We start from the raw sequence: 11,035 nt of genomic DNA on the forward strand, positions 1-11,035 counted from the left end.
CACGACAGCGCACCGCGTGCGTGCAGTCAACGCGCGGCACAATCTCACCCATTTGTGCGCAACGCCTCTTGGAGTGAGAACCACCATGTTCAGTTGGACGGAAAAATCCGACGCCGCGCTGCAGGCCGGCGGCGTCATCGGCCCGGACGAGCGGCTGCCCTGGCCGCAGACGGCGATGCTGGGCGTGCAGCACCTGATCGCGATGTTTGGTGCGACGGTGCTGGCGCCGATCCTGATGGGCTTCGACCCCAACGTCGCGGTGCTGATGAGCGGCGTCGGAACGCTGATCTTTTTCCTGATGACGGGTGGCAAGGTGCCCAGCTATCTGGGGTCGAGCTTTGCCTTCATCGGGGTGGTGATCGCGGCGACGGGCTACGCCGGGCAGGGGCCCAACGCCAACATCGGTGTGGCGTTGGGCGGCATCATCGCCTGCGGCGCGCTGTATTTCGTCATCGGCGCAATCGTGCAGGCGATCGGCACCGGCTGGATCGAGCGCCTGATGCCACCGGTCGTCACGGGCTCGGTGGTGGCGGTCATCGGCCTCAACCTCGCGCACATCCCGGTCAAGAACATGGCGCCCACCGCGTTCGACGCGTGGATGCAGGCGCTGACCTTCGTCTGCGTAGGGCTGGTGGCGGTGTTCACGCGCGGCATGGTGCAGCGGCTGCTGATCCTCATGGGCCTGATCGTCGCCAGCGTCGTGTACGGCGTGCTGACCAACGGGCTGGGGCTGGGCAAGCCGATCGACCTCTCCGGTATCGCCAATGCGCCGTGGTTCGGGCTGCCGCAGTTCAGCGCGCCCGTCTTCAGCGCGCAGGCGATGCTGCTGATCGCCCCGGTGGCGGTGATCCTGGTTGCGGAAAACCTCGGCCACATCAAGGCGGTCACGGCGATGACGGGCAAAAACCTGGACGTCTACATGGGCCGCGCGTTCATGGGCGACGGGGTGGCGACGATGGTCGCCGGCAGCGTCGGCGGCACGGGCGTGACGACCTACGCCGAAAATATCGGCGTGATGGCGGCGACCAAGATCTATTCCACCGCGATCTTCGTCGTCGCGGGGCTGATGGCGATCTTGCTGGGCTTTTCGCCGAAGTTCGGCGCGCTCATCCAGGCGATTCCGCTGGCGGTGATGGGCGGGGTGTCGATCGTGGTGTTCGGCCTGATCGCGGTGGCCGGCGCCAAGATCTGGGTGGACAACCAGGTCGACTTTTCCGACAACAAAAACCTGCTGGTCGCGGCGATCACGCTGGTGCTGGGCACGGGCGACTTCACGCTGAAGTTCGGCGACTTCGCGCTGGGTGGCATCGGTACCGCCACCTTCGGCGCCATCGGGCTGTACGCGCTGCTCAACCGGCGCGCGGGCTGACGCGCGGCCCGCGCGCACCCGACCGTCCGTCGGCGCGGTGCGCCGATGGGTGGCGGCTCGTCGTAGACTGCACGCATGAACAACGTCATGAACGTCGCGGCGTCGGGTCTGCGCGCAGCGCAGGTGCGGCTGGACAACGCCGCGCACAATATCGCCAACGCGCAGACCGAGGGGTTTCGGCGCGGCGAGGTGCGCGCCGAAGCGCTCGCCGACGGGGGCGTGCGCGTGTCGATCGACAAGCGCCCGCAGGCCGGTGCGGATCTGGCGGCCGATCTCGTGGAGCAGCGGGTGGCGGCGAACGCGTATGTGGCCAACCTGCGCGTGCTGCAGCGCGCGGATGAGGCACTGGGGTCGCTGGGGCGGCTGCTCGACACGCGCGCCTGAGCAAAAGAAAAACACCGGGGACGATGCCACCGGTGTCGTCAGTGATTGCCTTGTCTCCTCGTCTCTCTGCCCTCGGTTGGATGCTCTCGTTTTGGCAAGAGAACCAACCCACTGCGGCCATTCTAGGCATCTTCGCTCGCGCCGCCGCTCCGGAAAAACCCGTATGCCACCACACGGCGGTGTGGAACACGCCGGCGGTGTCGGTGAGTGTCGCCGCAGGCAACCTTGGTGGCGAGGTGGCTCTCTGGGCCGCATCGTCCCTGATAAGACAGTCCCACGAGCGGCCCCTGCGGGAGTACGTGAACACACCGGGGCGGTGCGAGCGGCTCAGACCCCGGCGCGGATCCAGCGCGCGGCTTTTTCCGCGATCATCAGCGTCGGGCTGTTGGTGTTGCCGCTGGTGATGGTGGGCATGATGCCGGCGTCCACCACGCGCAGGCCCACGATGCGGCCGCCGCGCCCGTCGCGCACGCGCAGGTGGGGGTCGGTCACGGCCATCGGGTCGCCGTCCGGCCCCATTGCGGTCGTGCCCACCGGGTGGAAGATCGTGGTCGCGATGTCCCCGGCAAGCCGCGCCAGCTCCTCGTCGCTCTGGTACTGCACGCCCGGGCGGTATTCCTGCGGCTCGAAGCGGGCCAGCGCCGGCTGCGCGACGATGCGCCGCGTCAGGCGCAGGCTGTCGGCGGCGACCTGCCGGTCCTCGGGCGTCGAGAGGTAGTTGGGCGCGATGGCCGGTGCGTCCTCGAAGCGCGGGCTGCGGATGCGCACCGTACCGCGGCTCGTTGGGTTGAGGTTGCACACGCTGGCGGTGAAGGCCGGGAAGGGGTGCAGCGGCTCGCCAAACGCGTCCAGGCTCAGCGGCTGCACGTGGTACTCGATATTCGGCCACGGGCGATCCGGCGTGCTGCGCGTGAAGGCCCCCAGCTGGCTCGGGGCCATGCTCATCGGGCCGCTGCGCGTGAGCAAATACTGCAGGCCGATGCGCGCCTTGCCCCACCACGTGCGGGCCAGCGTGTTGAGCGTCTCGGCCCCGCGAATCTGGAAGACCGCGCGGATTTGCAGATGGTCCTGCAAATTGGCACCAACTCCCGGCAAGTCCGCCATCACCTCGATACCGAGCGGCTGCAGCCACGACGCGGGACCGATGCCGGAGCGCTGCAGGATCTGCGGGCTGCCGATGGCACCGGCGCTGAGCACCACCTCGCGCACCGCGTGGGCGGTGACCATGCCGCGCCCGCTCCACAGCTCCACCCCTTCGCAGCGCAGCGCGCCGGCCGCGTCACGCGCAAGCAGCAGGCGCTTGACCTGCGCGCCGGTCCACACGGTCAGGTTCGGACGGTGCCGCACGTCCGGAGGCAGGAAGGCCTTGACCGCGTTCCAGCGCCAGCCGCGGCGCTGGTTGACCTCGAAATAGCCCACGCCCTCGTTGTCGCCGCGGTTGAAGTCGTCGGTGGCGGGGATACCGGCCTGCTGCGCCGCCTGCGCAAAGGCATCCAGGATGTCCCAGCGCAGCCGCTGACGCTCCACCCGCCACTCGCCGGTGCTGCCGGTGCGCCGGTGGCCGTGCAAGGCGGCAAACGCCGGGTCATCCCCGGCGTCGAGCCGGTAGTGATCCTCGTGCGCCTTAAAGTCGGGCAGGCAGTTCGCCCACGACCACGCGTCCTCTCCAGTCAGACGGGCCCAGTGATCGTAGTCGCGCGCCTGCCCACGCATGTAGATCATGCCGTTGATACTGGAGCAGCCGCCCAGCACCTTGCCGCGCGGGTAGCGCAGCCGCCGCCCGTTGAGCCCAGCCTCGGGTTCGGTTTGGTAGAGCCAATCGGTGCGCGGGTTGCCGATGCAGTACAAATACCCCACCGGGATGTGGATCCACAGGTAGTCGTCGCGCCCGCCAGCCTCGACGAGCAACACGCGCCGCTGCGGGTCGGCCGAGAGCCGGTTGGCCAACAGACAGCCGGCGGTACCAGCACCAACGACAATGAAGTCGAACACGAGAGGCGTGGCGGTGTGCACGGCGGAGCATCCTTTCGGTAGCGGTGAAGGTACGAGAGTCCGCAGTGACCGACAACCGGTTGCGTCACTTCAGTGCGCGGTCGGCATCACAAACTCGGCACCTTTGGGCGTGCTCTCGGGCCAGCGCTGCATCACGCTCTTTTGCGCAGTGTAGAAGCGTACGCCCTCCTCGCCGTAGGCATGCATGTCGCCAAAGAGGCTCTTTTTCCAGCCGCCAAAGCCGTGCCACGCCATCGGCACCGGGATCGGCACGTTGATGCCCACCATCCCGGCGCGCACGCGGCGCGCGAACTCGCGCGCAATGTGCCCGTCGCGCGTGAAGCACGCCGTGCCATTGCCATAGGCGTGTGCGTTGACGAGCTGCAGCGCCGCCGCAAAATCCGGCACGCGCACGCACGACAGCACGGGCCCGAAAATCTCCTCGCGGTAGATCGACATCTCGGGCGTGACGTGGTCGAAGAGCGTGCCGCCGAGCCAGAAGCCGCCCTCGCACCCGGGCCCGGCGCGGCGGGCGTCGAAGGTGCGGCCGTCCACCAGCAGCTGCGCGCCCTCGCGCAGACCGGCTTCGATGTAGCCAACAATGCGCTGGCGCGCCGCCTCGGTGACGATCGGCCCCATTTCAGCCTCTGGGTTCATGCCATCCATGACCTTGAGGGCGCGCGTGCGCTCGACCAACCGCGGCATGATCCGATCGGCCACGTCGCCCACGAGCACGCCCACCGAGATCGCCATGCAGCGCTCGCCCGCCGAGCCGAACGCCGCGCCGATCAGCGCATCGACCGCCTGGTCGAGGTCGGCGTCCGGCATCACCACCATGTGGTTCTTCGCGCCGCCCAGCGCCTGCACGCGCTTGCCGTGGCGCGCCCCGGTCTCGTACAGGTGCTGCGCCACCGGCGTCGAGCCGACGAAGCTGATGGCGCGCACGTCCGGGTGTTCCAGCAGCGCGTCCACCGCCACCTTGTCACCCTGCACGACGTTGAAGACACCATCGGGCAGGCCGGCCTCCTTGAGGAGATCGGCGATGCGCAGCGACGGTGTGGGGTCGATCGGGCTGGGCTTGAGCACGAAGGTGTTGCCGCACGCGATCGCGATGGGGAACATCCACATCGGCACCATGACGGGGAAGTTGAACGGCGTGATGCCCGCCACCACCCCCAGCGGCTGCCGCAGCGTCCAGTTGTCGATGCCGGTGGATACCTGGTCGGTGTAGTCGCCCTTGAGCAGCTGCGGGATGCCGCACGCGAACTCGACGATCTCGATGCCGCGCGTGACCTCGCCCTGCGCGTCGGTGAAGACCTTGCCGTGCTCGGCGGTGATGAGGCGCGCGAGTTCGTCTTTGTGCCGATTGAGCAGCTCCAGGAATTTGAACATGACACGCGCACGGCGCAGCGGCGGCACCTCCGCCCAGGCGGGAAACGCCGCCTGCGCCGCCGCCACCGCCGCGTCGACATCGGCAGCGTCGGCCAGTGCCACCCGTGCGGTGACCGTACCGGTGGCGGGGTTGGTCACATCCTGCGCGCGGGAGGAAGTGCCGGCAAAGCGGGTACCCGCCACGTAGTGCGGGATGTCGGTGATGGTGGGGTGACGTGCGTTCATGAATGCGCCTCCGGTCGACGTAGATGCCTCGATGCCCGCAGTCTATGAACCGAACCGCGCCGATACAAGACTTGAAACTTGAATTGATTGTTCACTTTCGTGAACAATGAGACCATGACCGTCAAGAAAATGACCGAACTCTGGAGTCATTGTCACTGGCTAACTGTGCTCGCCGAACAGGGCAGCTACACCGCAGCGGCGGCACGCCTGGGCGTGAGCAAGGCCGCTGTGAGCCAGCGCATTGCCGAACTGGAACGCATCGCGGGCGTGACACTGGTGCAACGCAGCACCCGCAGCGTGCGCCTGACCGAAGCGGGCCAGCGGCTGGTGGATCAGACGCGCGCAGCCTTCGAGCAAATCAGTCAGAGCTTTGCCCAGGTGCGCGACCTCGCCGGCGTACCGCAGGGGCTATTGCGTGTGACCGCGCCGGTGGCCTTGGCGCGGCAGCAAATCGTGCCGCGGCTGCCTGCGTTTCTGCGCCAGTACCCGCAGGTGCACATCGAGCTGAACCTGTCGGATCGATTGAGTTCGTTGGCCACCGAGGGTTTTGATCTTGCGATCCGACACACCGCCCACCCGCCGGCCACCCATGTGGCGGTGCAGTTGTGCACTACGCGTTCGGTACTGGTGGCCAGCACGGCCTACCTGCGGCGAGCGGGCACGCCGCAACATCCAGCGGACCTCAGCGAACACAACTGTTTGCACTACCCTCGCCCGCAAGAGCGCCCAGCCTGGACGCTGGAGCCGCGCGATGCGCGCTTGGGCGAACGGGTGACGGTATTGGTGCGCGGATCGCTGGCCGCCAACAACAGCGAGGTTTTGCGCGATGCAGCGCTGGCGGGGCTGGGTATCGCGTTGCTGCCGGACTTCAGCGCGCAGGCGGCACTGCACGCGGGCAAGCTGGTGCAAGTGCTGCCGAGCTGGACCCCTGTGGGGTCGTTTGCCGACCGCATCTATGCTATCCGGCCCTACACGGTGCATGTGCCACGCGCGGTGTCGCTGTTCACGGACTACCTGCGCCAGGCGATGAAGAGCGGCTTTGGGGATTTGCCTGAATCCATGACCTCGATTTGAGGACTCTGCCCATGCGGGCGGAAATCCAGGGCGAATCGCGTTCGTCAGCGAAGACGCACTGCGCCGGGCGCTCGGGCACCTTGACGAAGCGGCCAGCGCGGCGTGGCCGCGCCCGGGCCTGATGCATTCGGTGCGCGAGACGCTCGATCGCCCCAAGGTGCCGGGCATCGACGCAAGCCTCCAGCCGCAGTACGGACACCAGAAAAGTGTCCGAGACCAGACGACGCTGTACCTGACGCCGCTGCACGGCCGCGCCGACGTGCTCAAGCGGCTGCTCGCCAATATCGGCAAGGCCGTGCGCCACGTCAGCGCCACTGCGGAGCAGTTCAAGGACCTCGACCGCTGGGGCTGCCTACTGCGCTACATCAGCGACCACATCGCGCCAGTCATCGGCCCGCCAAGCCCCCCCACAGGGTTGCCAACAGCGAGGTAACCGCCGGGTTTATAGAGAGCCCAGCACAACTCTGCTTCCGAGACCCGGCCGGCTCCATACGGCCTCTGGCTTTGCACACGACGTAACGTGGCGCTCGTTTTGTCCGGATTCGGGGCCGGTTTTCGCTCCTTTCGGGGCGTTGTTCGCCCCGCGGCCGTCGTTTGCGGCCGGCGCGGGCGCACTCATCCTGTCGAGATCATCAACAGCTTGCACCGCGCCATGTACAGGTTGGCCAGCGCTGCGCACATCGTTCGCTTGGCCGCGTTTTTCTTCAGGCCCCGATAGGGACACGTGGCAAAGCCGATTGCTGTCGACACTCCGCGGTGAAGTCGGCCCGCCGGGTGTCCGGCACCCACAACTGCACCACGCGCATCCCTTGCGACCTGAGCTTCGCCCGGTGTCTCTGCATTCGTTGGGCAGAAGATGTCTGTGTCATGGGGGTTTGCTGGGTGCCAAGGAATCACGCCGTCACATCCGACATCGTAGAGAAAAGGAGGCTTCTTGGCACATAGAAATGGGGTATGCTTTTGTACGGCCACTTGCCGTACAATAGTACGCAGGAGGACAAACCATGTCTGTCGCTACCGCTCGTCTCGAAGCCCGAATCAGCGCCGAGCTGCATGCGCTGATCAAGCGTGCCGCGGCCCTTCAGGGGCGCACCGTGACCGACTTTGTCGTCTCCACCGTGCAGGACGCCGCACGACGCGCCATCGAGGAATCGGAAGTGATTCGGCTGACCCTGTCCGACCAAGAACACTTCGCGCAGGCGTTGCTATCACCGCCCCCTGCGGCCCCGGCCCTCGAGCGTGCATTCGCGCGCCGCCGCAAGCTGCTGATCACTGAATGAGCCAAGCCCGGTTTCGCGTGGTGCCGCTGGATGCCACGCATGATCGCTTGGCCTTTGATTGCGACAACCCCGCCCTCAATCGCTACTTGCGCGAGCAAGCCTCGCAAGATGTGCGGCGTCGCATCGCTGCCTGCTTCGTCGCCTTGGCGGATGGGCAGCGCATCGCGGGCTACTACACGCTGGCTTCGGCGAGCCTGCTGCTGGCCGATCTGCCGCCCGGCATCGGCAAAAAGCTGCCGCGCTATCCGACAGTGCCCGCTGTTCGTATGGGGCGTCTGGCGGTCGATCGGGCATTCAAAGGCCAAGGCCTCGGTGGCGCGTTGCTGGCCGATGCGCTAAGCCGCGCCGCGCGCTCCGAGATTGCCGCCTTCGCCCTCATGGTGGACGCCAAAGACGAGGCCGCCGCCTTCTACCGGCATCACGGCTTCATCGCCTTGATCGACTCACCACTCACCCTGTTCTTGCCGCTGGCCACGGTTCGCGCTGTAGAGGGGGTTTAGCAATTCAAGTGATGAGTCTGCGCAGCAGCATGCGGGCCTCGGCGAACCAAGCCCAGGCTCTTGGCCACGGACGAGAACCGCTCACGATGCGGCTTCACGGTCTTCCCCCAGCGTTAACCGCCCGTGGCCGCCTCACGGCAGCTGCGCCGCCCACTGCACCAGCGCGTCCAGCGCAGGGCGCGCGGCGCGGGCGTTGGGGTGGTTGACGATCGCCACCAGCACGCGCCGCTGCCCACGGGGGCCGTGCACGTACCCCGCCAGCGCCTGCACGTCCGCGAGGCTGCCGGTCTTCAGGTGCGCCACGCCCGCGCCCATCGGGCTGCGCCGCAGCGTCCCGTCGATGCCCGCTGCGGGCAGCGACGCCATCAGCTCCGGCATCCACGGGCTCGCCCACACCCACTGCAGCAGCCGCGCCAGCGCCGCGGCCGTCACGCGCGCCTCGCGGCTGAGCCCCGCGCCGTTGTCGATGACCGGCGCGGGGACGTCCGGCCCCAGCCGTTCGCGCCACCACGCCTGCACCACGGCACGCGCGGCATCGAACGTCGCGGCGGGGGGACGGCCCCCTGGCTGCGGCGCCGGCCCCTGCGCACCGGGCGGGGCGCTACCGCCGGCGGCCCGCGCCAGCGTCAGCAACAGTTGCTGCGCCATCACGTTGTTGCTGAACTTGTTGACGTCGCGCACCACCTCAATCAACGGGGGGGACTCGAACACGAACCGCGGCGCCAACCCCGGTGGCACGGTGCCGTCGCGGACCTGTCCCGCGAGCGTGCCACCTAGCGCCGCCCACACGCCCGCCACCGCGCGGGCGGCGTGCCGTGCCGGATCCGGGTGCGCAGCCGGCCACACGCGCTCCCCGCACGACGCCGGATAACGCCCGCGAAAACGCGGCGCGCGCGCGTCCGACCAGTCCGCCTGCAGCGCCGCACGCCAGTCGTCGCACGGGCCATCGGCCAGCGGCACCGTCTGCGGCACCGTCACCTCCGCCAGCGGCGGCTCCATGCCGATGCGCGCGACCCCCGCCACCGGATCGGGAACGAACGTGAACACCTGCGCCCGGAAGTTGACCAGCAGCGCGTCCGGCGCGGCGTTGTAGGGGCGCAGCGGCTCGCCATCGAACGCGCCGGGATCGTGCGGCGGCAGGTCGAACGCGCTGCGGTCCAGCACGATGTCGCCCGCCACGTGCCGAATGCCCAGCGCCTGCACGCGCCGCAGCAGCAGCCACAGCCGCTCGGTCACGAGCTTCGGGTCACCATCGCCGCGCAGGTACAACGATCCGGCCAGCACCCCGTCGCGCACCGGGCCGTCCGCGTACACCGCTGTGCGCCACGTGTACGCGGGGCCCAACACATCGAGCGCCGCGACGGTCGTCACCAGCTTCATCACCGACGCGGGGTTCATCGGAACGTCCGCGCGGTGCGCCAGGTGTACGCGCCCGGCGGCGGTCACGTCCGCCACCACCACCGACAGCGCGTCAGCGGGGATGCGGGCGCGGGTAAGCGGCTGCGCGACGGCAGCCGGCAGCCCCACCGCTGGCGCAGCCGAGGCAACCGATGGCGGAGGCAGCCCCGCAGCCACACAGATCGCTGCCACGATGGCAAAGCATCGCCGTGCCATGACCGTTCTCACCTCCACCTGTGCAAGTGCCGCTCGACCCACGCGTACCCGATGCGCTCCTGCTCCAAACGCAGACGCGGCTGCAAGCGATGGAATCGCAGATCGTCATAGACGGCCGCCTCCTCCGGTGTCAGGCGCGGCAAATCGCGTGCGATGGGGTCTGACTCTTCACCCCAGTGCTGTCGGTGCGCGAGCAGTGTCTCTCGGTCCATCAAGAGGGACGTGACATGGGGAAAAAGCGTTCGCAGCTGGTCGAGGATGGCAAAGCCGTGGGTATCGATATCGCCCCAGTAGACGAGCGCGACACCATGCAGCCAGTCGGCTTGCGCCAGCGCTTCCCACCCGTAGCCCGCGCCAAAAAGCACCATCGCGCACGGGAGCGCGGGGAAAGCGAGGAAGTTCGTTTCGTTCTCGGTGATGAACACCTGCTGCACCGGCAGCCGCAAAGCGGCGAAATGGGTGGCATCCAAGGTGATGTCGGGCAACGCATCGGCACTGGCCGGGCACCCTGGCAGGAAAGGAAGCGCGGGATCGAGCAGCCGAAACCGGATCCGAAGCGGCTTGTCACGAAAACCGTAGCGACGTGTGAACTGGGCCACGCCGGTCGCGCTCGTGTCGATCGCCGCAGGGGGCAACGCGAGGTCGAGCCATTCGGTCAGGACGCCCCGATGGGCCTCGATGAACTTGCTGTCCACACCAGGGGCATCCACTTGGCGCAGATAGACGCCCGGACGCGGATGCGCTTGCAGCCAGGCCACGACGGCGAGCAGCCGTTCCCAACGATCGGCCAACTCCAATGCCTGCAGCGGCCGCCGCAGCAGCCACGGCAGCAGCGCCGGTTGAACGACAGCCGTCTGCTGCCAAAGGACCTGAAAACACTGGGCGGCGCGCGTCTTCCCGATCCACGCGATCGCCGCTTCCCGCGTGTCGACCCAGGCGCTGACCGGCAATCGCTGCGCTCCCAAGACGCGATGGTGCCACGCACGCCATTCGAGCCGCACCTGGGGTGTGGCAGCGAGTGTCTGAACCCAAGCCCGTACCGCCTCGAAGCGCTCGGTCAGTTCGGCTGCCGTGGGGGTTTTGAGCGTCAGGCGCAACGGCCACGCCATCGTCTCGGTGACGGTTGCACGCAGCAGTTCGCCGCGATCCCACAGCCGCTGCACTTGGGCACGCAGGTCGGCTGGTGTGGTCCAGTTCATAGTGCC

At 68.0% G+C, this 11,035-nt stretch carries 11 protein-coding genes; 6 read left to right on the top strand and 5 right to left on the bottom strand.

The annotated features are described in order from the left end of the window. Nucleotides 1-85 precede the first annotated feature (85 nt). Both LCC91_RS11515 and LCC91_RS11520 read left to right on the top strand, forming a co-directional pair. On the top strand, nucleotides 86-1,369 hold the full coding sequence (locus tag LCC91_RS11515; protein WP_043702374.1) for a solute carrier family 23 protein: 1,284 nt from the start codon (nucleotides 86-88) through the stop codon (nucleotides 1,367-1,369). Nucleotides 1,370-1,444: 75 nt separating this feature from the next. Continuing rightward, nucleotides 1,445-1,753: a flagellar basal body protein gene (locus LCC91_RS11520; protein ID WP_143898080.1), complete on the top strand. Its 309-nt coding sequence runs from the start codon at nucleotides 1,445-1,447 to the stop codon at nucleotides 1,751-1,753. A 327-nt stretch (nucleotides 1,754-2,080) separates the two neighbouring features. On the opposite strand, the gene LCC91_RS11525 is transcribed toward LCC91_RS11520, so the two are convergent. Then, nucleotides 2,081-3,766 carry a GMC family oxidoreductase gene (locus LCC91_RS11525; protein WP_260679995.1) on the bottom strand — a complete coding sequence of 562 codons (1,686 nt, stop codon included), beginning with the start codon at nucleotides 3,764-3,766 and terminating at the stop codon, nucleotides 2,081-2,083. Nucleotides 3,767-3,835: 69 nt separating this feature from the next. After that, on the bottom strand, nucleotides 3,836-5,362 hold the full coding sequence (locus LCC91_RS11530; RefSeq protein WP_143898079.1) for a CoA-acylating methylmalonate-semialdehyde dehydrogenase: 1,527 nt from the start codon (nucleotides 5,360-5,362) through the stop codon (nucleotides 3,836-3,838). A gap of 114 nt (nucleotides 5,363-5,476) precedes the next feature. Between LCC91_RS11530 and LCC91_RS11535 the strand changes: the two genes are divergently transcribed. After that, on the top strand, nucleotides 5,477-6,436 hold the full coding sequence (locus LCC91_RS11535) for a LysR family transcriptional regulator (protein WP_043702360.1): 960 nt from the start codon (nucleotides 5,477-5,479) through the stop codon (nucleotides 6,434-6,436). Nucleotides 6,437-6,557: 121 nt separating this feature from the next. Continuing rightward, a complete protein-coding gene (locus tag LCC91_RS11540; RefSeq protein ID WP_043702356.1) occupies nucleotides 6,558-6,869 on the top strand; it encodes a hypothetical protein in 312 nt (103 codons plus the stop codon). A gap of 271 nt (nucleotides 6,870-7,140) precedes the next feature. On the opposite strand, the gene LCC91_RS11545 is transcribed toward LCC91_RS11540, so the two are convergent. Further along, the gene (locus LCC91_RS11545) at nucleotides 7,141-7,305 is read right to left on the bottom strand and encodes an antitoxin MazE family protein (protein WP_082007653.1); all 165 of its coding nucleotides are present in this window, start codon (nucleotides 7,303-7,305) and stop codon (nucleotides 7,141-7,143) included. Between the two features lie 135 nt (nucleotides 7,306-7,440). On the opposite strand from LCC91_RS11545, the gene LCC91_RS11550 reads away from it, so the two are divergent. Then, nucleotides 7,441-7,716, top strand: a complete 276-nt coding sequence (locus tag LCC91_RS11550) for a type II toxin-antitoxin system TacA family antitoxin (RefSeq protein WP_043702352.1) — start codon at nucleotides 7,441-7,443, stop codon at nucleotides 7,714-7,716. After that, nucleotides 7,713-8,216, top strand: coding sequence for a GNAT family N-acetyltransferase (locus tag LCC91_RS11555; RefSeq protein WP_043702348.1), 504 nt, complete (start codon nucleotides 7,713-7,715; stop codon nucleotides 8,214-8,216). The genes LCC91_RS11550 and LCC91_RS11555 overlap by 4 nt, the downstream gene beginning before the upstream one ends. 132 nt (nucleotides 8,217-8,348) lie before the next feature. Here the strand turns inward: LCC91_RS11555 and dacB are convergent, their stop codons facing one another. After that, on the bottom strand, nucleotides 8,349-9,830 hold the full coding sequence (gene dacB, locus LCC91_RS11560; protein WP_043702345.1) for a D-alanyl-D-alanine carboxypeptidase/D-alanyl-D-alanine endopeptidase: 1,482 nt from the start codon (nucleotides 9,828-9,830) through the stop codon (nucleotides 8,349-8,351). Between the two features lie 8 nt (nucleotides 9,831-9,838). Then, nucleotides 9,839-11,029 (bottom strand): DUF3322 domain-containing protein, encoded by a 1,191-nt coding sequence (locus LCC91_RS11565; protein WP_043702342.1) that lies wholly within the window; start codon nucleotides 11,027-11,029, stop codon nucleotides 9,839-9,841. Nucleotides 11,030-11,035: the final 6 nt, after the last annotated feature.

It is taken from the genome of Tepidimonas taiwanensis (assembly GCF_020162115.1).
Lineage (GTDB): Bacteria > Pseudomonadota > Gammaproteobacteria > Burkholderiales > Burkholderiaceae_C > Tepidimonas > Tepidimonas taiwanensis.

Coding starts and splice junctions, on each gene's coding strand:
- LCC91_RS11515 (WP_043702374.1), top strand. CDS start 86: ATGTTCAGTTGGACGGAAAAATCCGACGCCGCGCTGCAGGCCGGCGGC.
- LCC91_RS11520 (WP_143898080.1), top strand. CDS start 1,445: ATGAACAACGTCATGAACGTCGCGGCGTCGGGTCTGCGCGCAGCGCAG.
- LCC91_RS11565 (WP_043702342.1), bottom strand. CDS start 11,029: ATGAACTGGACCACACCAGCCGACCTGCGTGCCCAAGTGCAGCGGCTG.
- LCC91_RS11545 (WP_082007653.1), bottom strand. CDS start 7,305: ATGACACAGACATCTTCTGCCCAACGAATGCAGAGACACCGGGCGAAG.
- LCC91_RS11535 (WP_043702360.1), top strand. CDS start 5,477: ATGACCGTCAAGAAAATGACCGAACTCTGGAGTCATTGTCACTGGCTA.
- LCC91_RS11550 (WP_043702352.1), top strand. CDS start 7,441: ATGTCTGTCGCTACCGCTCGTCTCGAAGCCCGAATCAGCGCCGAGCTG.
- LCC91_RS11540 (WP_043702356.1), top strand. CDS start 6,558: ATGCATTCGGTGCGCGAGACGCTCGATCGCCCCAAGGTGCCGGGCATC.
- dacB (WP_043702345.1), bottom strand. CDS start 9,830: ATGGCACGGCGATGCTTTGCCATCGTGGCAGCGATCTGTGTGGCTGCG.
- LCC91_RS11555 (WP_043702348.1), top strand. CDS start 7,713: ATGAGCCAAGCCCGGTTTCGCGTGGTGCCGCTGGATGCCACGCATGAT.
- LCC91_RS11530 (WP_143898079.1), bottom strand. CDS start 5,362: ATGAACGCACGTCACCCCACCATCACCGACATCCCGCACTACGTGGCG.